Below are 19,924 nucleotides of genomic sequence, written 5' to 3'. Positions count from 1 at the left end.
GACGTGGTGGCGGTGGCAGGGCTTACTTCGGCGGCGGCGGTGCCAGCACCGTGCGGTCGCCGTTGTGTTCGGGCGCGCTGACCACACCGGCCGCTTCCATGGCCTCGATCAGGCGTGCCGCGCGGTTGTAGCCGATCTTCAGGCGCCGCTGCACACCGGAAATGGAGGCGCGGCGGGTTTCGGTCACCACGCGCAGGGCCTCGTCGTACAGCGGGTCGGATTCGTCGCCGGCCGCGCTGGTTTCCGGCAAGCCGGTGGCACCCACCACCACGCCATCGCCCAGGGTCTGCACTTCATCCAGCACGCCGTCGATGTAATCGGCCGGGCCCATCGCCTTCAGGTGTTCGACCACGCGGTGCACTTCGTCGTCGGACACGAACGCACCGTGCACGCGCTCGGGCATGGCCGTGCCCGGCGGCAGGTACAGCATGTCGCCGTGGCCCAGCAGGGTTTCGGCACCGGACTGGTCCAGGATGGTGCGCGAATCGATCTTCGAGCTGACCTGGAAGGCAATGCGGGTGGGGATGTTGGCCTTGATCAGGCCGGTGATCACGTCCACCGACGGGCGCTGGGTCGCCAGGATCAGGTGGATGCCGGCCGCACGCGCCTTCTGTGCCAGGCGGGCGATCAGCTCTTCCACCTTCTTGCCGACGATCATCATCATATCGGCGAATTCGTCGATGAAGATGACGATGAACGGCAGGGTTTCCAGCGGACGCGGCGCCTCGCCCAGTTCCGGGTTGGGCTTGAACAGCGGGTCCATCAGCGGCTGGCCGGCGTCCTCGGCGTCCTTCACCTTCTTGTTGAAGCCAGCCAGGTTGCGCACGCCCACCGCGCTCATCAGCTTGTAGCGGCGCTCCATTTCGGCCACGCACCAGCGCAGGCCGTTGGCCGCCTCCTTCATGTCGGTGACCACCGGCGCCAGCAGGTGCGGAATGCCCTGGTAGACGCTCAGTTCCAGCATCTTCGGGTCGATCATCAGCATGCGCAGGTCTTTCGGCGAGCCCTTGTACAGCAGGCTGAGCACCATGGCGTTGACCGCCACCGACTTGCCCGAGCCGGTGGTACCGGCCACCAGCAGGTGCGGCATGCGCGCCAGGTCAGCCACGGTGGGCCGGCCGGCGATGTCCTTGCCCAGCGCCAGGGTCAGCACGCTGGCCGCCTTGTCGTATTCCTTCGAGCGCAGCAGCTCGGACAGGAAGATCATTTCGCGGGTGACGTTGGGGATTTCCAGGCCGATCACCGACTTGCCCGGAATCACGTCAACCACGCGCACCGACTTCACCGACAGGCCGCGGGCGATGTCCTTGTCCAGCGAGCTGATCTGGCTGACCTTGATGCCCGGCGCCGGTTCGATCTCGAAGCGGGTGATGACCGGGCCCGGATAGGCGCCGACCACCTGCGCATCGATGCGGAAGTCCTTCAGCTTGAACTCGATCTGCCGCGACAGGGTTTCCAGCGTTTCCTCGTCGTAGCCCTTGGGCTGCGGCTTGGGGTCATCCAGCAGCGCCAGCGGCGGCAGGTCCGAGCCGTCGCCGTTGACGCCACGGAACATCGGAATCTGGTTGTCGCGCTTGGCCCGATCGCTCTTCTCGATCACCGGCTCCGGGCGCGGCTCGATCTTCACCGGCTCGCGCTTGGCGCGCACTTCGGCATCGGCCTTGCGCACTTCCTGGCGCTCCTCGCGCAGGGCGCGGGTCTGCTTCCATTCGGTGGCCTGTTCCTTCTTGCGCTCCAGCAGCGGTGCCAGCGACATCACGCCGCGGCCGATCTTTTCCATCACCGCAAACCACGACAGACCGGTGGCCAGAGTGATCGAGGCCAGCAGCAGCACCAGCACGAACAGATTGGCGCCCAGCGCGCCGAAGCCCACGGTGAGCGAATTGCCCACCAGCTTGCCGAGGATGCCGCCGGCGCTGGACACATCACCACTGAACAGGCGCACGTGCAGGAAGCCGGTGCCGGCAATCAGGAAGCCGACCAGGCCGACCAGGCGCAAGGCCGGGTCCAGGTCGTTGTCGCCCTTGGCTTCGCGCTTGAGCCCGAACATTGCGATCCACGACAGGGCACCCAGCACCACCGGCAGCAGGAAGGCGATGTAGCCGAACAGCTGCAGCAGCACATCCGCAATCCAGGCGCCGGCACGACCGCCCATGTTGTGCACGGGGGCGACCACGCTGCCGGTGTGCGACCAGCCGGGATCACTGGCTGAATAGGTAAACAGACTGGCGGCCAGGTACAGCAGCGCCGGAGCGATCGCGATCAGCCCCAAGTCGCGCCACAGGCGCTGGCGCCGTGGATTGTCGGTCGTTGCCGCGGCCGCCGTGCGACGCGACGCCTTGCTGTCGTCGGACTTGGAGCGTTCGGGCACCTGCTTCGCCACCTTAGACCATACCTTTGGAATGCGCTGTTAGTGGTTGATAATAAACGACACGGCGTCAGTTTTCAGTCACCGCAGCCTAACGGGCGCCAGAACGGCGTCAATCCGCCCGTGGGCGACCGCGTTCTGTTCATCGGCTTGAATCGCCCTGCCCCAGCCGCCACTCTATGACCAGCCAAGGTTGCCGCGCAAACCGCAGCCGCGCCTTGTCCCATCTACCTTTTCGCGAGTCTACATGAGCACCAGCCTGCCCTCCCGCCATCAGCGCCTCGTCATCCTCGGTTCCGGCCCGGCCGGTTGGACCGCCGCGGTCTATGCCGCCCGCGCCAACCTGAAGCCGGTGGTCATCACCGGCCTGCAGCAGGGTGGCCAGCTGATGACCACCACCGAAGTGGACAACTGGCCGGGCGACGCCCACGGCCTGATGGGCCCGGACCTGATGGCGCGCATGCAGTCCCACGCCGAGCGCTTCGAGACCGAGGTCATCTTCGACCATATCCATACGGCCGACCTGTCGCAGCGCCCGTTCAAGCTGATCGGTGACAGCCACGAGTACACCTGCGACGCGCTGATCATCTCCACCGGCGCCACCGCCAAGTACCTGGGCATTCCGACCGAGGAAACCTTCAAGGGCCGCGGCGTGTCCGCCTGCGCCACCTGCGACGGCTTCTTCTACCGCGACCAGGACGTGGTGGTGGTCGGCGGCGGCAACACCGCCGTGGAAGAGGCGCTGTACCTGTCCAACATCGCCCGCAAGGTCTACCTGGTGCACCGCCGTGACACCCTGAAGGCGGAAAAGATCATGCAGGACAAGCTGTTCGCCAAGGTCGCCGCCGGCAAGATCGAAACCGTCTGGCACCACCAGGTGGAAGAAGTGCTGGGCAACGACGCTGGCGTGACCGGCGTGCGCGTGAAGTCGACCCTGGACGGCAGCACCCGCGACATCGAGGCCCATGGTTTCTTCGTGGCCATTGGCCACCACCCGAACACCCAGCTGTTCGACGGCCAGCTGGCCATGAACAACGGCTACCTGGAAATCCGCTCGGGCCTGGGCGGCAACGCCACCCAGACCTCGGTGGAAGGCGTGTTCGCCGCCGGCGACGTGGCCGACCAGCACTACCGCCAGGCGATCACCTCGGCCGGCTTCGGCTGCATGGCCGCGCTGGACGCCGAGCGCTACCTGGACGCACAGGGCAAGGCCAGCTGACCACGAGTTTGTAGAGTCGAGCCATGCTCGACTGGACCATGCTCGACTGGACCATGCAAGACAAAGGCCGGCGCGAAAGCGCCGGCCTTTTCGTCTACTGCGCAAAGCCAGCAACGTTTCGGGCCAAGGCGCTCACGTCAGGACTGCCCGCGGCAACGCAACGAACGGTGTGAGGTACCGGCTGGGTCTTGACCCCGTCGGCATCGACCACATGCGTTTCCCAGCCAAGCGTTCCCACGCTGTTGCGACCACAGCTGAGTTTCATCCTGCTGGGCTGGTCTGGCGAATCGATCACCACGGTTCTTCCATTGCAGCCCCAGCCCGGAGGACACAGGGTGTTGCTCGTGACCAGACTGATCGGGAACTGCGGATGACCTGCGAACGCGACATCCACCTCGCGCGATTCCCCAGATGGGATGTCGACATCTACGATGGATTGCCCAGCGAGAGGCTCACAGGTCTTCCCCTGCGCCCATAGGCGATAGCCCTTCTCGACGCCTTTCATGGAGGCGGTGCGGAAGACGGGATCCAATAGAGCAGCCACATCTTCCGGATTGGAGTGATAGGCGGTTTCGACGATCACCGAGGGCATCCTGCCAATGCGATTCTCGCCATGCCCGTCTGGGACCGACTCAGCTCGCACGGGAAAGCTCTCGTATCCGGGCTGGGCATGGATGAGTTCCTTCATGCCGCACAGAATGCTGTCGCCCAACGCCTTGTCCTCAGGCTTGGCACGATGGTGATACACCTCGGCCCCGCGGACACTGGAGGCGTCGCTTCCGTTTGTGTGCAGACTCAGCATCACGTCCACACCAAGATGGTTCGCATAATTGGGGCGAGCGCGAATGTCCTCCTTCACTTCACGATTGCTTTCGGTGCTGTTTGGCAGCGCATTCCAGATATCGGCACGTTCAGGAAGGAGCGCCTTGAGGTGGTATCTGGAAGACATTTGTTCCCAAGGGTGGCTCGACTCCGGATGCAGGTCTGTGGAACGACTGCGGGCACGATGCACAGCCAGGCCACTCCGCTGCTCCAGCAGGCCCTGCAACTCGTCACCGTATGCCGGGCTCAACACATCCTCCTGCAGACCCAGCGGGGCCGGGCGCTGAAACTTCCACGCCCTGCTGGGGTGCAATGCAATGTATCCGTGACTTGCGGAGACCAGGGCCTGAGTATGTGTTGATCGAGATTTTGGCGCGCGCGGTGCAGGATGATCTTCCGGGAAGTGAGCCTCCATTGGCCTCCCTTGAAAGAGGAATTGCACATCCAGTATTTCCAGGCCCGCCTGGTCCGCGTAGCGCCGAAGATCACCGGCCAATGGTATGAGGAAGAGCTCGCCGTAGTTCTGGTCATTACCTGGAAGGTACCCGGGGCCAAAGTCGACGATCATCCGGCGCTTGTGCGGGTTGACCACCACACTCACAGTTACTTGCCGCAACCTGCCCTGGTCTTGCAAATGGCGCGTCAACTGGGCACCCACTTCCCGTTGCAGAAGCGCGGCGACCTCTGCGTAAATGCCTGGATCTACTGCCTCTGCAGTCTGCAGATCGGATACACCATCCGATGCAGGGGACGAGAAGGCCAAGCCGCACGCGACTACAGCAACCGCAAGCTTCAATCCGTTCATTGTTGTTCTCTCCATGTGCTGGGATGAGCGCCACCCATGCAGCGCCCCGCCACACTGCCGATCCTGGCACCAGCGATTCGGCACAAGGCGCACACAAAGGGAGAATTCAAATTTTCCTCATCCCCTGCCGGAACAGACCAATCTGGTTCCGCCATCACCGTTCGTGATCCACCTGCCCTATCCTTCCCCCATGCCCTTCCTCCGCTTCCTCGACTCCCTGCAGGCCATTCCCGCCAGCGACCGGCTGGCCATGAGCAACGGCTTCCTTGAAACCCGCTCCGGCCTGGGCGGCAACGCCACCCAGACCTCGGTGGAAGGCCTGTTCGCCGCTGGCGACGTGGCCGACCAGCACTAACGCCAGGCGATCATCTCGGCTGACTTCGGCTGCATTGCCGCACTGGACGCCGAACGCCACCTGGACGCACAGGGCAAGGCCAGCTGACCACGAGTTTGTAGAGTCGAGCCATGCTCGACTGGACCATGCTCGACTGGGCGATGCAAACCAGTGACCGGCGCGCAAGCGCCGGCCTTTTCGTTTACTGCGCCAAGCCAAGAACGTTTCGGGCGGGGGCGCTCACGTCAGGACTGCCCGCGGCAACGCAACGAACGGTGTGAGGCAGCGGCTGGGTCTTGACCCCTTCGGCATCCACCACAAGCGTTTCCCAGCCAAGCGTTCCCACGCTGATACGACTACGGCTTTGTCTCATCCTTCCTGGCTGGTCTGGCGAATCGATCTTCACCGCTCTCCCGCCGTCGATCGCGCGTTACCCCGCCGTTGCAGCACCCAAATCGATTTCAACTCCCGGGCTCACAACTGAGTCTCGCGACCCGCGGATGCACTGCACCCAGTGGCGGACGGGTGCCGACTTCACGCCATCGGCATCCACGACTTGTGTATCCCAGAGAACGGGGGCACTGCCCGCGCTGTCGCAGCGCAGCGTGATCTTGCTTGGCTTGGCATCCGGCGTCTCGATTCGCACCCGACCATCGGCGCAGGCCCAGCCTGGCGGGCAGCCTACGTTTGTTGTCACCAGTTCAATTGGATACTGCGGGTAGCCCTCGAAGACGACATCCACCTGCTGAGAGCCACCTTGGGGAAGTTGAATCCCCTGAATCGGATCGGCCTTCAATGGGACGCAGCCCTTTCCCTCGCGAAACATCCGGTATCCCTTCTCCACACCTTTCATGGAAGCTGCACGAAACAGAGGATCCTGGAGTGCCTGCGCATCGATGAGGTTGGTATGGAACGCCACCTCGACAACGACGGAGGGCATGCTCGCGAAGCTGTTTTCACCGTGTCCTGCCGCGGAACTCGCTGCGGGCACGGGAAAGTCAGCATAGCCTTCCTGTGCAGTAATGATTTCCTTCATGTAGCAAAGCGCAAGATCCGCAAGCAAGCGATCCCGAGGTTTGCTTGCGTGATAGTAAACCCGCGCCCCGCGAGCAACGCCTGGGACATCTGCATTGGTATGAATACTGAGCAATCCACCAACACCCAGGTGGTTGGCGTAGTAAGGTCGCGCCCGAATATCGTCAAACACCTCCCTGTCGGTGGCAGTACTGGTGGAAAAGTGATTCCAGATATCTGTCCGCTCAGGCAGAAGATCCTTCAAGTGGTACCGCGCAGACATCTGGCGCCACGGACGCTCCGACTCCGGGTGTATGGCGCCACTGTCCCTGCGGGCTTGATGCACGACCAGTCCGCCACGCTCCTGTAGCAGGGCTTGTAGCTCTTCGGCATAGGCCGGCGTGACGAGGTCTTCCAGGAGGCCATTGCTTTCTGGCCGCTGAAACTCCCATTCCAGCCCAGGATGCACTCGCAACAAACCATGACTGGCCGAGACAAGCACGGAATCGCCCGCTTGTGCATGACTGGCCCGCATTGACGTCGCTGGATCCCGGGGGAAATGCTCCCAGTAGAGCTTCCCCTCATAGAGAACTTCCGTTTCGACCTCGCCTACGCCCGCCTGGAGTGCTCGTGCCTCCAAGGTGTTCCTTATGCGTTGTTCCATTTCCTCGAGCGAATGATCGTCCTGCATCGGCAGCACGCCGGGACCGAACCTGATGGACAGCTTCCTCTGCTGGATGTCCACCGAAGCATCCACCGACGCTGACAATGGTCGCCTAGCGCGTAACTGATGGCGATTAAGGATGTCCTGCGCCTCCCGCGTCAAAAGCAGGTCCAGGGCTGTATCGGTCACCATGGAACGCATTCGACCGTTGTAGGTTTCCGTCGACCACGCCGGGGCGCAGTTGACAAGCCAAACCAGCCCAAGAAGCCGGAGTATCCGCATGCAGTTCATATCAAGTCCTTTGATGTCCTTTGTGTGCGCGCTACGTGTGGCGTGCACAAGAACACTGCCGGGCGTCCAAAGGGGATGCACTGCGAAATGCGCCAAATGCGGCCATCGAGCCAATCCTCAAGCCGAATGCGCCCGTCGCTGGCGCAAGGGCCCCGTACGCGCCCTGCGCCGATCAGAGCGTGCAGGCTACTTGCGTCCTGGCGGCAGTCCATTCGCATCTAGCGATCCACGCATGGACTCCGATCGCACACTGCCTGCCGTATCCTTGCTTCCATGCCTTCCCCTCGCTTCCTTGACTCCCTGCAGGCCATTCCCGCCACCGACTGGGATGCCCTGCACGACGGCCGCAATCCGTTCGTCACCCATGCCTTCCTGGCCGGGCTTGAAGAACACGGCTGCTTGCGCGAGGACTGGGGCTGGCAGCCGCAGCACTTCACGCTGTGGGACGGCGACACGCTGGTCGGCGCCATTCCGGGCTACCTGAAGACCAATTCGCACGGCGAGTTCGTGTTCGACCATGCCTGGGCCAATGCCTACGCCCGCCATGGCCGCGATTACTACCCGAAATGGCTGGGCGCGGTGCCGTACTCGCCCGTCAGCGGCCCACGCCTGCTGGCACGTCACGATTCGCTGCGCGGCGAACTGCTGGACGCGCTTCGCGCGCATTTGGCGTCACTACAGGTCTCATCCGCACACATCAATTTCCACGCCGCCCGCGATGAGGCCGCCTTCAGCGACGACTGGCTGCTGCGCGAAGACATCCAGTTCCAATGGCAGAACCCGGGCGACTGGACCACCTTCGAGCAGTTTCTGGGGGCGATGAACCACAAGCATCGCAAGAACATCCGCCAGGAACGGGCCAAGGTCGCCCGTCAGGGCATCACCTTCCGCGTGGTACATGGCGACGAAGCCAGTCGCGCGGATCTGCAGGCGATGTACCGCTTCTATCTGCAGACCTTCCTGGAATATGGCAACGCGCCGGCGCTGACCGAGGCCTTCCTGCGCCACCTGGCCATCTCGCTGGGTCGCGGGCTGGTGCTGTTCCTGGCCGAGCAGGACGGCGAACCGATTGCGGGCGCGCTGTGCCTGCGCGGCGGGGACACGCTGTACGGGCGCTACTGGGGTGGCGCTACCCTGCCCGGCCTGCATTTCGAGGCCTGCTACTACCAGGGCATCGAGTACTGCCTGCGCGAGGGGCTGAGCCGTTTCGAGCCCGGCGCGCAGGGCGAACACAAGCTGGCGCGGGGGTTCCTGCCTACCGTGGTGCGCAGCCGGCACTGGGTGGCCGATGCGGAGTTTGCCGACGCCCTGCAGGACTGGTGCCGGCAGGAGCGCCGCGATGTGCGGCGGTACCAGCAGACGCTGCAGGCGCACAGCCCGTTCCGCGCGGAGCCGTGAAGCGTGCCAACCAAGGTTGGCACCCACCAGGGCTGTGCGGTTGGCACCTACCGGGGTTGCGGGGGCCGGTACACTTCGGGCATGACCCGCCAGTTGCCCTGGCGCCTGGCCGATGCGCCGGACGCGCCGTTCCCGCCCGCTGAAACTGCGCTGCGCCAGCCCGATGGGCTGCTGGCGGTGGGCGGCGATCTGCACCCGCTGCGGCTGCTGAACGCCTACGCCGGCGGCATCTTCCCGTGGTTCAGCGACGGAGAGCCGATCCTGTGGTGGTCGCCCGATCCGCGCATGGTGTTCCGCACCGATGGCGTGCATCTCTCCAGCCGCTTCCGTCGCCAGCTGCGCGCCAGCCCGTGGGAAGTGACGGCGGACACGGCATTCACCCAGGTCATGCGCGCCTGCGCCGGGGCGCCCCGGGCCGGCCAGGATGGCACCTGGATCAGCCCCGCCATGGTCGACGCCTACAGCCATCTGCACGATCTGGGCTTTGCCCACTCCTTCGAGGTCTGGGACCAGCAGGATCTGGTCGGCGGCATCTATGGTGTCGCCATTGGCCAGATGTTCTTCGGCGAAAGCATGTTCAGCGGCGCCAGCGGCGGCTCCAAGGTGGCGCTGGCGGCACTGGCGGCCACCCTGAACGACTGGGGCTGGCCGCTGATCGACGCCCAGGTGGAGAATCCGCACCTGCTGCGGATGGGCGCGATCCACCTGTCGCGCGAAGCGTTCCTGCAGCAGGTGCGGCATGCCGTGCAGCAGCCAGGGCGCGAGAGCCCCTGGACCCAGGCGCTGGGGCGCCGGCCTGCGCGCGCCCTGGCCGGGGGTTAACACAAACTTTGCAAGCTGGCGCGAGTGCGCGTAAAATACTGCGCCTTAGGCCCAGCGTGGCCGTTTTCTGAACCGCACAGGACTACATGTCGAAAGACGATTCCATCGAGTTCGAGGGCACCGTCAGCGAGACGCTGCCGAACACCACTTTCCGCGTTCGTCTGGAAAATGGGCACGAAATCATCGCCCACATCTCCGGCCGCATGCGCAAGAACTACATCCGCATCCTCACCGGTGACCGGGTCAAGGTTGAAATGACCCCGTACGACCTGACCAAGGGTCGTATCACCTACCGCATGAAGTAAGCGGTCGGCGCACTGCGCCACCCCGACAAGGCCAGCCCTGGTTGCTGGCCTTTTGTCATGCCTGCCATCCGGCCCTGCCGGAGGTCACCGTGACCGAGCTCACCGTGGCATCGGTCAGCCGTGCTTGCGGCAGATTCGCATTCGTACCGATGGCGGCATCGTGGCACCCGGTCCAGTCCGGACCGCCACCCCTGCCCTGCCATGAACACGCCCCGCCTGCACGCCCTGATTGCTGCCGCCGCGCTGTCTGCCGGCGCCCTGTTTGTCACCGCCAACGCCGCTGATGCCCCGGCCGCCAGCGCTGGCGACTGCGTTCAACTGGGCAACGACCAGCAACTGGTCCGCGCCAACGCCTCGCGCGATGTGCTGCTACGCAACGGCGAAGCGCACTATCGGGTGCACTTCCAGGAAGACTGCTCCAAGGCCGCCTACTCGCGCAAACTGGCCTTCAGTACCGACGGCCAACCCGGACAGGTGTGCGGGGCCGGGCGCACCCAGCTGCAGACCGACCGCGGGCAGTGCACCGTGGCCCGCGTGGAAGCCATTGATGCCGACACCTTCAAGCAGAAGGCGCGCCAGCGCAGCCGCTGATGAGGCGCACAACAAGGGCGGCCGAAGCCGCCCTTGCCTACCCCCCAACAGCGGCCGGGCATCACCCCGGCCGCTGGTCTTATTCCACCGTGGCCGGCAGCAGCCGTTCGGGCTCGGCCTGGGTTTCCACCACCAGTTCGTCGTCGCGCACGTCGATGCTGACCTTGCCGCCGTTCACCAGTTTGCCGAACAGCAGTTCGTCGGCCAGCGGACGCTTGATCTTGTCCTGGATGACACGAGCCATCGGCCGTGCGCCCATCAGCGGATCGAAACCATGGTGGGCCAGCCAGTCGCGCGCAGTCGGGGTGGCCGACAGGCTGACGTGCTTTTCCTGCAGGCGCATTTCCAGCTCGATCAGGAACTTGTCCACCACGCGCAGGATGTGCTCGAAGCCCAGCGCCTGGAACTGCACCACCGCGTCCAGGCGGTTGCGGAATTCCGGGGTGAACGCGCGACGGATGGTCTCCATCGCGTCGGTGGCATGGTCCTGCTTGGTGAAACCTATCGAACGCCGCGAGGCCTGGGCCGCACCGGCATTGGTGGTCATCACCAGCACCACGTTCTTGAAGTTGGCTTCGCGACCGTTGGTGTCGGTCAGCACGCCGCGGTCCATCACCTGCAACAGAATGTTGAAGATGTCCGGGTGCGCCTTCTCGATTTCATCCAGCAGCAGCACGCAGTGCGGCGTCTTGACGATCTTTTCGGTCAGCAGGCCGCCCTGGTCGAAGCCGACGTACCCCGGGGGGGCACCGATCAGCCGGCTGATCGAATGCGGCTCCATGTACTCGGACATGTCGAAGCGCACCAGCTCGATGCCCAGCTGCAGGGCCAACTGCTTGGTCACTTCGGTCTTGCCCACGCCGGTGGGGCCGGCGAACAGGAAGTTGCCGATCGGCTTTTCCGGATTGCCCAGGCCCGAACGGGCCAGCTTGATGGCCGACGCCAGGGTGTCGATGGCCGGATCCTGGCCGAAGATCACCATCTTCAGGTTGCGCTCCAGGTGCTGCAGCACATCCTTGTCGGTGGCGCTGACCTGCTTGGCCGGAATGCGCGCCATCTTGGCCACGATCGATTCGACCTCTTCGACGTCGATCAGCTCCTTGCGCTGGCCTTCGGGCATCAGCCGCTGGCGGGCGCCGGCTTCATCGATCACGTCGATGGCCTTGTCCGGCAGCAGGCGGTCGCCGATGTGCTTGACCGACAGGTCCACGGCAGCCTGCAGCGCTTCGTCCGAGTAGGTCACCCCGTGGTGGGCCTCGTACTTGGCCTTCAGGCCCTGCAGGATCTCGTAGGTTTCACCCACGGTCGGCTCCACGATGTCGATCTTTTGGAAGCGACGGGCCAGCGCCCGGTCCTTCTCGAAGATGCCGCGGTATTCCTGGAAGGTGGTCGAGCCGATGCAGCGCAGCTCGCCCGAAGCCAGGGCCGGCTTGATCAGGTTGGAGGCATCCATGGTGCCGCCCGAGGCCGAACCGGCACCGATGATGGTGTGGATCTCGTCGATGAACAGCACGGCATTCGGCACCTTCTTCAGGGCCGTCAGCACGCCCTTCAGGCGCTTTTCGAAGTCGCCCCGGTACTTGGTGCCGGCCACCAGCGCGCCCAGGTCGAGCGAGTAGATGATGGCATCGGCCAGCACGTCGGGTACCGAGCCTTCCACGATGCGGCGGGCCAGGCCCTCGGCGATCGCGGTCTTGCCCACGCCGGCCTCGCCCACGTACAGCGGGTTGTTCTTGCGGCGGCGGCACAGGACCTGGATGGTGCGCTCGATCTCGTCGGCACGGCCGACCAGGGGATCGATGCGACCGGCGCGGGCCTGGTCGTTCAGATTGCTGGCAAATTCGGTCAGCGCGTCGCCCTTGGGCTCGCCCTCCCCGCCCTCCATGCGGGCCTCGCTTTCCGGCGAGGACGGTTGTTCGCCCTCCTCGCCCAGCTTGGCGATGCCATGGGACAGGTAATTGACCACGTCCAGCCGGGTGACATCCTGCTGGTTGAGGTAATAGACCGCGTGGGAGTCCTTTTCGCCGAAGATCGCCACCAGCACGTTGGCGCCGGTCACTTCCTTCTTGCCCGAGGACTGCACGTGGTACACGGCCCGCTGCAGCACGCGCTGGAAGCCCAGGGTGGGCTGGGTATCGCGGCCATCATCTTCGGCCAGGCGGGACACCGAGGCCTCGATGGCCTGTTCCAGCTCCTGGCGCAGGCGCTCAGCGTCGGCGCCACAGGCCTTCAGGACCGCCTGGGCGGAGGGGTTGTCGAGCAGTGCCAACAGCAGGTGTTCGACCGTCATGAACTCATGCCGGGCCTCACGGGCGCGCTTGTAGCACTGGCCGATGGTGTGTTCGAGGTCTTTGCTGAACATGGATTACTCCGGCGGCAGTTGGAGACAATATGCGGCCTGACTACGCGATTTCCATCACCCTAGCGGATTGCAGCGTTCAGATGGCGTTAGCAGTGCGAACCGCTTGATCATCATTCACTCCACGGGCAGCCCACGCGGGCCTGAGCGCACCCTACCCGAGGCGCGGGCGATTGTGACGTGAATTGACCATCCCCATGGCTTTGAAGGAGAGCACGCAGGCTGTGGCGCTGAGCGGCCAGCGGAGCGGCCCGTGCACGGCGCTGCCGTTGGGGCGGTCCGATCGGGGACGGCGCGGTCGTTGGGCCGCGCGACCAAGGCCGCCGTAGAGTCGAGCTTGCTCGACTGCTGTTGGTCAGAGCAGTCGAGCAAGCTCGACTCTACGGGGGCGCTGCGGCAGTCGAGCAAGCTCGACTCTACGGGCTCAGGCCTTTTCCATCGTGCACAGCAGCGGGTGCTGGTTCATGCGCGAGTACTCGTTGACCTGGGCCACCTTGGTCTCGGCCACTTCGCGGGTGAACACCCCGCAGACGCCGCGGCCGCGGGTATGGACGTGCAGCATCACCTGGGTGGCCTTGTCCAGGTCCATGGTGAAGAACTGCTGCAGCACATCCACCACGAAATCCATCGGGGTGTAGTCGTCGTTGAGCAGCATGACCTGGTAGAACGGCGGCGGCGCCACTTCCGGGCGCGCGGGCTCCACGGCAAGGCCGTGCTCGTGGTGGGAATCGGGGGAAGACTCGCGGGGCATCCGCCTATTATAAGCGCTGGCGGCCAGCCGCGTCGGCCTGCCGCAGAATGGACGACACGCACCGTCACCGTCACAATTACCGCCTTCCCCAACGTGTTTCACAGGAATTTCATGAAAAGGATCCTTCTGCCCGCCCTGCTGATCGCCCTGGCCACCCCGGCCATGGCCGCCGCGGCCAACGCCGCTGGCAACAGCGCGGCCAAGGCCGATGCCGCCATCGGGCGCCACCTGGACAAGTTGGGCTATACCTACGAAGTTGACGAAGACGGCGACTACCAGATGGTGTTCGACGTGGAAGGCGACCGTACCCAGATCGTGTACGTGCGCTCGGCCGTGGAAGATTTCGGCACCCACAACATCCGCGAGATCTGGTCGCCGGGCTACACCGGCAAGAGCAAGCAGTTCCCGGCCGAGGTGGCCAACCGGCTGCTGGAAGATTCCCAGGACGCCAAGATGGGCGGCTGGGTGAAGCAGGACATGACCGCGATGTTCGTAGTCAAGATCGATGCCGATGCCAGCACTGAGCAGCTGAGCGATGCCATCGACGCGGCGATCCGTACCGCCGATGCGATGGAACTGGAACTGACCAAGAAGGACGACCTCTGAATTGAATACCCCGCAGGACATGCGCTGGGCACCCCACGCCACTGTCGCCACCGTGGTGGTCGACGGCGGCCGCGTGCTGCTGGTGGAAGAAACCATCGAGGGCCGCGCCGTGCTGAACCAGCCGGCGGGCCACCTGGAACCGGGCGAGAGCCTGGCCCAGGCGGCGCTGCGTGAAACCCGGGAAGAAGCCGGCTGGACCGTGGCGCTGACCGATTTCATCGGCTGCTACCAGTGGACCGCCGGCGACGGCACCGTGTTCCTGCGGTTCTGCTATGCCGCCCGCCCGATCAGCCATGACCCGGCGCAACCGCTGGATGCCGGCATCGACCGCGCCCTGTGGATGACCCCCGATGAACTGCAGGCCGCCGGCGAGCGCCTGCGCAGCCCGCTGGTCTGGCGCGTGCTGGCCGACTACCTGGCCGGCCAGCGCCACCCGCTGCACCTGGTGCAGGAGGTCGCATGAGCAGCCCACGGGTCATGGTGGGGGTGTCCGGCGGCGTGGATTCGTCGGTGGCCGCCTGGCGCCTGGTGCAGCAGGGCGAGGCCGTGGCCGGTCTGTTCATGCAGAACTGGGCCGACGATGGCAGCGGCGATTGCCGCGCCGAGGACGACCGCCGCGACGCCGTGGCGGTCTGCGGCCTGCTGGGCATCCCGTTCCACTTCCGCGATTTTTCCAGCGAGTACTGGCAGGGCGTGTTCGAGCACTTCCTGGCCGAGTACGCGGCCGGCCGCACCCCCAACCCGGACGTGCTGTGCAACCGCGAGGTGAAGTTCAAGCACTTCCTGGACGCCGCCCGCGAGCTGGGCGCCGAGCGCATCGCCACCGGCCACTACGCCCGGGTGGCCCAGCGCGGCCAGCAATGGCTGCTGCTGCGCGGTGCCGACCGCAGCAAGGACCAGAGCTACTTCCTGCACCAGCTGGGGCAGGCACAGCTGGCCGCGACCCTGTTCCCGATTGGCGATCTGGAAAAGAGCGATCTGCGGCGCATCGCCCGCGACGTCGCCCTGCCCACCCATGCCAAGAAGGATTCCACCGGCATCTGCTTCATTGGCGAGCGCGATTTCCGCGAGTTCCTGGGCCGCTACCTGCCCGCGCGCCCAGGCCAGATCCTGGACCCGGCCGATGGCAGCGTGATTGCCGAGCACCCCGGCGTGTTCTATTTCACCCTGGGCCAGCGTGAGGGCCTGAACATCGGCGGCGTGCGCGGCCGCCCGGCCGCGCCGTGGTACGTGGTGGGCAAGGATGTGGCCAGCAACGTGCTGTACGTGGACCAGGACCGGGAAAGCCCGTGGATGCTGTCCAACCGCCTGCGCTCGGAAACCGCGCACTGGATTGCCGGCGCGCCGCCGGCGCGGCGCTTCGAATGCACGGCACAGACCCGCTACCGCCAGCCTGATGAACCGTGCACGGTACAGGTGCTGGACGATGGCAGCGTGCTGGTCACCTTCGCCCGGCCGCAGCGCGCCGTCACCCCCGGCCAGTCGCTGGTGCTGTATGACGGTGAGGTCTGCCTGGGCGGTGCGGTGATCGCCGCCACCGATGCGCCGCTGGAACAGCGCCTGCGCACCACCCCTTCTCCTTTCGAGGTAATTGCTGCATGAGTTTCACTGTCGACGACCGCGTACTGGCCCTGGCCGGCATTGCCCAGGCCCTGCAGCAGGTCCGCCGTATCGCCGATACCGGCCATTCCGATGCCTCTGCCGTGCGTACCGCGGTGGACAGTGTGTTCCGCATCGATGCCGGCTCGCCGCAGGACGTCTTTGGTGACCGCCATGCGCTGAAGAGTGGCCTGCGCCTGCTGCACAACTACTTCCGCAACCAGGGCCAGGACCCGGTGCTGCCCAAGCTGGCCCTGTCGGTGCTGCAGCTGGAGCGCCGCTTCGTGCAGGACGGGGCCACCGTGAACAAGGTGGCCTCGGGCATCGAGCGTGCCCAGCAGCAGGCCGCCGAGCTGGGCGACAGCGGCCACCCGGACGTGCTGGCCAACCTGGGCGGCCTGTACGCCGACACCATCAGCCACCTGAAGCCGCGGGTGATGGTGCAGGGCAACCCGCATTACCTGGCCCAGGCCGGGGTGGTGGCCGAAATCCGCGCCCTGCTGCTGGCCGCCGTGCGCGCCGCGGTGCTGTGGCGGCAGGTGGGCGGCAGCTACTGGGACTTCCTGATCGGGCGCAAGGCCATGATCGAAGCGGTGGACCGCCTGCTGGCCTGAGGGCCGGGGGTCGGATCCCTTTTCCCCGGAAAAGGGCTCTGACCCCAGGACACCGGAAGGCGCCAGAAATCCGGCGCATTCAGAAAGCACATCGACGTTAAAGAGAAAGGGGGTACGGCCGATACATCCTCCGTGCACCTCCCGAGAACGTCCATGTACTCACGCATTTTCATCCGTCTGGCCGCCCCCCTGGCTCTGACCCTGCTGCTCCCTTTCGCCATCGGTTTCGAATGGCCGGCCGCCCTGCGCTGGGCGATCCTGACCACGATGACGCTGAGCTGGCTCGGCTTCGCGTGGTGGACCACCCGTGCCCAGGCCCATCGTTCCCCGGAACATGCCCGTGTCCTGCGTGAGCAGGACCAGCTGCTGACCGAGCTGCGCAGCTTCGTCGGCAACGAGATCGACGGCTCGCGTGGCGAAGTCGAACGCGCCCGTGACCTGATCCGCCAGGCCGTGTCCAGCCTGGGTGGCAGCTTCGATGCCATGAACCGCAAGTCCCGCCAGCAGAGCCAGGCCCTGTCGCGCATCGTCGACCGCGCTGGCGATGAAGGCAGTGCCGGCCTCGACGTGGCCCGCTTCGCCCAGCACGCCAGCAACCGCATGGAACAGCTGGTGGAAGCGCTGGAACAGGTGAGCGGCCAGAGCAGCACCACCGTGCAGCACATCGACCAGATGGCGCAGCACCTGGACGGCATCTTCGCCCTGCTGGAAGACGTCAAGTCGATTGCCGACCAGACCAACCTGCTGGCGCTGAACGCGGCCATCGAAGCAGCCCGTGCCGGCGAAGCCGGTCGTGGTTTCGCGGTGGTGGCCGACGAAGTGCGCAATCTGTCCGAGCGCTCGACCACCTTCAACGAACAGATCCGCAAGCTGGCGCACAGTTCCAAGGACGCCATTGCCAAGGTGCGCGAGACCGTCTCGCACATGGCCTCGCGCGATATGGACCGGTCCCGCGAAGCGCGCCAGGAAGCGGCAACCATGCTCGACAACGTGGCGCAGATCAACGCGTCGCTGGGCGATGGCATGCGCGAAGTCTCCGAATGCGCCCGTTCGATCGACGGCAGCGTGGCCGAGGCCGTGCGCGCCCTGCAGTTCGAAGACATTGCCACCCAGGCACTGGGCGGCGTGCACACCCACCTGGATCGCCTGACCGCGATCAACCGTGAGGCGGTGGCCCTGCAGGAGCTGCTGCACCGCAATGGCGGCGTGTTCGATGAAGAGATCGCCACCGCCCTGCAGCGCACCGGCAACCGCCTGCGCGACCTGCGCAGCGAATGGGAACGTCCGCCGCACAAGCCGGTTGCCCAGCAGAACATGGGCGCCGGTACGGTCGAGCTGTTCTGACCCTGATGTCCGCTGCTTTTTCCGGCAGCGCCGAAGGCCCCGGTAGTCCCGGGGCCTTTGCCTGTACGCTAGCTCTGGACCACGCCGACCCGCGCAGCATGACCCTGATCCGCGCCCTGCCCCCCATCGATGCCAGCCAACGCCCGCGCAACCCCAGTGTGCGCGAGCAGTTGCAGCAGCTGGAGGACGTGGCGCGCGAGGAGATCCAGGAGCTGCAGCGCCTGGCCGATGCCCGCCCCGCCCCGCCGGCCCAGACCGACGCCATGATGAGCCTGGCCTGGGATCTCGGCCTGGGCGGCGACGCGTTGTAGATCCACGCCATGCGTGGATGGGCCTGAGCGGCCATCCGTGATTTCGGATTTGTTGCATGGTCTGGCTCCTCGACGAAGCACAGACTCTTGGCTCTTCCGTCCAGAGCCTGATATGCCGATCAACCTTGAAGACGCTCGAGAGGATTTCGAACAGTTTCTGATCCTCATGGATGATCAGATCGACTGGCTGGTCGAGCAGGCCCAAGGCCACGGCATTGTTCTTGACGGCAGTCTGGAGAGCTTCGATCACCTGGAGTGTCTTTACACGTCGATGGCAGCGACGCTGACCCAGGACGACCGCGCTGCACTGCGGGTGGTCTTCGCCCGCTATCTCGGCGATAGCGTCAGGGAACGTTACGGAGGGCAATGGACCCTGCCGCTGGACGACCCCAGAGACATCAGCTTCAACATGCCGGTCATTGTGGGGCACTCAACCTGTCCATGGCTGGAGTTCAATCCCATCCACACGATGCTTGCCTATTCCCTCCGGAAGGAACCCGGGTTGATTCGACGCGTCGTCGGGCACAGCGTTGATCCGCAGATTCTGGATCTCAGCGATCTGGGGGAGAATGACTGACCTGTAACGGCAAGGTGACCCTGAGATCATCCACGCATGGCGTGGATCTACGGGATTGGCGCGGCGCGATGGCAGGATTGACGCGGCAGGGTGACAGCTCAACCGCTGTGGCATGATGCCCCGGTCCCGTTCATGGAACACCGATGGCCATCGCCCTGATCGCATTGATGCTGATCGAATTGCTGCTTCTCTTCGCGTGGGCGCCGCTCTTCTTCCGCACTGGCATCATGCTGTTCAACCAGCGCATTGCCGCTGCACCCGACGATCTGAAGCGACTGTCGCTGGGCGGGCTGGAATACGATCTTCCGACCGAACGATGGGCGCGCCTGTCATTCCGCGCCCTGCCCGATGGCAGCGTTGCTTTCCGTGAGAGCTTCGCGCCTGGCTTTGGCGGCCGCTACTTTCCCTTGCTGCACGGCCAGATCGTGGTGGACACGCGGCGCCGTGAAGTGCGTGTGCTCGGCCGCTGCAGCTGGTTTGCGACGGTCCTGACCGTACTGCTGGTGCCGATCGTGCTGCTGCGCCCGGTGGCGTGGCCGATGCTGGCGGTGCCGCTGTTGTTCTATATCGGCTACCGCATCCAGCGCCGGCGCTATGCCACTGTAGTGGAGGCGGTGCGCGCACGGGTGCGCAATGAGTTCCCCTGGCAGTTCAAGGACCCACCCCGGTAGCAACTGTCTTGTCAGGGGCTGCCGAGGGCCACCTCGGCGTCCCGCTTGCGGGCATTGAGGATCACCAGCATTTTGCGCATGACCGCAACGAGGGCCACCTTGCTCGCCTTACCCTTGGCTTTCAGCCCCGCATAGAAATCGCGGAGTTTCGGCTCGTACCGGATGGCCGTCAGGGCCGCCATGTAAAGGGCTTCGCGTACTACCGCGCGCCCGCCACTGATGCGCCGCTGGCCATGCCAGGTGCCGCTTTCACGGTTCATTGGGGCCACCCCCACCAGTGATGCAATGGCTTTGCCCCCCAAGCTGCCGAGCTCGGGCAACTCGCAGGCAAGGGTACTGACAAGAATTGGTCCGACGCCCTTGAGTGAGCCGATCTCTCTCCAGCCCGGCTGTCCTTCAAGCTGCTCAGCGATAGCTCTATCCAATTGCTTCAGGTCTTCAGATAACTGAGCTATATGG

General features: G+C 65.0%; 19 protein-coding genes and 1 pseudogene. 14 read left to right on the top strand and 6 right to left on the bottom strand.

The annotated features are described in order from the left end of the window. Positions 1-22: 22 nt before the first annotated feature. Positions 23-2,383 carry a DNA translocase FtsK gene (locus C1933_RS09695; protein WP_108749608.1) on the bottom strand — a complete coding sequence of 787 codons (2,361 nt, stop codon included), beginning with the start codon at positions 2,381-2,383 and terminating at the stop codon, positions 23-25. A gap of 232 nt (positions 2,384-2,615) precedes the next feature. On the opposite strand from C1933_RS09695, the gene trxB reads away from it, so the two are divergent. Continuing rightward, positions 2,616-3,587, top strand: a complete 972-nt coding sequence (gene trxB / locus C1933_RS09690) for a thioredoxin-disulfide reductase (RefSeq protein ID WP_108753070.1) — start codon at positions 2,616-2,618, stop codon at positions 3,585-3,587. Between the two features lie 94 nt (positions 3,588-3,681). Here trxB and C1933_RS09685 read toward each other — a convergent pair whose 3' ends face one another. Then, a complete protein-coding gene (locus tag C1933_RS09685) occupies positions 3,682-5,214 on the bottom strand; it encodes an N-acetylmuramoyl-L-alanine amidase (protein ID WP_108753069.1) in 1,533 nt (510 codons plus the stop codon). A gap of 241 nt (positions 5,215-5,455) precedes the next feature. On the opposite strand from C1933_RS09685, the pseudogene C1933_RS09680 reads away from it, so the two are divergent. Continuing rightward, positions 5,456-5,656 (top strand): annotated as a pseudogene (locus C1933_RS09680) (thioredoxin-disulfide reductase); the annotation flags it as partial. Positions 5,657-5,978: 322 nt separating this feature from the next. On the opposite strand, the gene C1933_RS09675 reads toward C1933_RS09680, so the two are convergent. Then, a complete protein-coding gene (locus tag C1933_RS09675) occupies positions 5,979-7,418 on the bottom strand; it encodes an N-acetylmuramoyl-L-alanine amidase (RefSeq protein ID WP_108754797.1) in 1,440 nt (479 codons plus the stop codon). Positions 7,419-7,790: 372 nt separating this feature from the next. Here C1933_RS09675 and C1933_RS09670 point away from each other — a divergent pair, with 372 nt between their 5' ends. The 4 genes from C1933_RS09670 to C1933_RS09655 all read left to right on the top strand — a co-directional run bounded on the left by C1933_RS09670 (position 7,791) and on the right by C1933_RS09655 (position 10,633). Then, positions 7,791-8,915 carry a GNAT family N-acetyltransferase gene (locus C1933_RS09670; protein ID WP_108753068.1) on the top strand — a complete coding sequence of 375 codons (1,125 nt, stop codon included), beginning with the start codon at positions 7,791-7,793 and terminating at the stop codon, positions 8,913-8,915. An 81-nt stretch (positions 8,916-8,996) separates the two neighbouring features. Then, complete coding sequence (aat, locus tag C1933_RS09665) at positions 8,997-9,737, top strand: leucyl/phenylalanyl-tRNA--protein transferase (protein ID WP_108753067.1); 741 nt, start codon at positions 8,997-8,999, stop codon at positions 9,735-9,737. Between the two features lie 86 nt (positions 9,738-9,823). Then, positions 9,824-10,042 carry a translation initiation factor IF-1 gene (gene infA / locus C1933_RS09660; protein WP_005409596.1) on the top strand — a complete coding sequence of 73 codons (219 nt, stop codon included), beginning with the start codon at positions 9,824-9,826 and terminating at the stop codon, positions 10,040-10,042. 201 nt (positions 10,043-10,243) lie between these two features. Beyond that, positions 10,244-10,633, top strand: coding sequence for a hypothetical protein (locus C1933_RS09655; protein ID WP_108753066.1), 390 nt, complete (start codon positions 10,244-10,246; stop codon positions 10,631-10,633). A 79-nt stretch (positions 10,634-10,712) separates the two neighbouring features. Here C1933_RS09655 and clpA read toward each other — a convergent pair whose 3' ends face one another. Both clpA and clpS read right to left on the bottom strand, forming a co-directional pair. Continuing rightward, the gene (clpA, locus tag C1933_RS09650) at positions 10,713-12,995 is read right to left on the bottom strand and encodes an ATP-dependent Clp protease ATP-binding subunit ClpA (RefSeq protein ID WP_108753065.1); all 2,283 of its coding nucleotides are present in this window, start codon (positions 12,993-12,995) and stop codon (positions 10,713-10,715) included. A 421-nt stretch (positions 12,996-13,416) separates the two neighbouring features. Continuing rightward, on the bottom strand, positions 13,417-13,743 hold the full coding sequence (clpS, locus tag C1933_RS09645) for an ATP-dependent Clp protease adapter ClpS (protein WP_108749599.1): 327 nt from the start codon (positions 13,741-13,743) through the stop codon (positions 13,417-13,419). Positions 13,744-13,854: 111 nt separating this feature from the next. Here clpS and C1933_RS09640 point away from each other — a divergent pair, with 111 nt between their 5' ends. The 8 genes from C1933_RS09640 (at position 13,855) to C1933_RS09605 (ending at position 19,465) form a co-directional block, all read left to right on the top strand. Then, on the top strand, positions 13,855-14,349 hold the full coding sequence (locus C1933_RS09640) for a hypothetical protein (RefSeq protein ID WP_108753064.1): 495 nt from the start codon (positions 13,855-13,857) through the stop codon (positions 14,347-14,349). 19 nt (positions 14,350-14,368) lie between these two features. Next, complete coding sequence (locus C1933_RS09635; protein ID WP_108754796.1) at positions 14,369-14,812, top strand: NUDIX hydrolase; 444 nt, start codon at positions 14,369-14,371, stop codon at positions 14,810-14,812. After that, the gene (mnmA, locus tag C1933_RS09630; RefSeq protein ID WP_108749597.1) at positions 14,809-15,951 is read left to right on the top strand and encodes a tRNA 2-thiouridine(34) synthase MnmA; all 1,143 of its coding nucleotides are present in this window, start codon (positions 14,809-14,811) and stop codon (positions 15,949-15,951) included. Before C1933_RS09635 ends, mnmA begins: the two co-directional genes overlap by 4 nt. Then, on the top strand, positions 15,948-16,562 hold the full coding sequence (hflD, locus tag C1933_RS09625) for a high frequency lysogenization protein HflD (RefSeq protein WP_108753063.1): 615 nt from the start codon (positions 15,948-15,950) through the stop codon (positions 16,560-16,562). The genes mnmA and hflD overlap by 4 nt, the downstream gene beginning before the upstream one ends. A 153-nt stretch (positions 16,563-16,715) precedes the next feature. Then, positions 16,716-17,906, top strand: a complete 1,191-nt coding sequence (locus tag C1933_RS09620; protein WP_108749595.1) for a methyl-accepting chemotaxis protein — start codon at positions 16,716-16,718, stop codon at positions 17,904-17,906. A gap of 98 nt (positions 17,907-18,004) precedes the next feature. Next, a complete protein-coding gene (locus C1933_RS09615; RefSeq protein ID WP_108753062.1) occupies positions 18,005-18,217 on the top strand; it encodes a hypothetical protein in 213 nt (70 codons plus the stop codon). A 112-nt stretch (positions 18,218-18,329) separates the two neighbouring features. Then, positions 18,330-18,794 (top strand): hypothetical protein, encoded by a 465-nt coding sequence (locus tag C1933_RS09610; RefSeq protein ID WP_108753061.1) that lies wholly within the window; start codon positions 18,330-18,332, stop codon positions 18,792-18,794. Positions 18,795-18,937: 143 nt separating this feature from the next. Then, a complete protein-coding gene (locus tag C1933_RS09605; protein ID WP_108753060.1) occupies positions 18,938-19,465 on the top strand; it encodes a hypothetical protein in 528 nt (175 codons plus the stop codon). An 11-nt stretch (positions 19,466-19,476) separates the two neighbouring features. Here C1933_RS09605 and C1933_RS09600 read toward each other — a convergent pair. Continuing rightward, on the bottom strand, positions 19,477-19,924 hold a 448-nt coding region (locus tag C1933_RS09600), incomplete at its 5' end, for a transposase (RefSeq protein ID WP_159094032.1).

The sequence above is a fragment of the Stenotrophomonas sp. ZAC14D2_NAIMI4_6 genome (assembly GCF_003086875.1).
Taxonomy (GTDB): Bacteria; Pseudomonadota; Gammaproteobacteria; order Xanthomonadales; family Xanthomonadaceae; genus Stenotrophomonas.
Note: the sequence above shows the minus strand (reverse complement) of the source record. Positions and strands in the feature narration are given on the sequence as shown.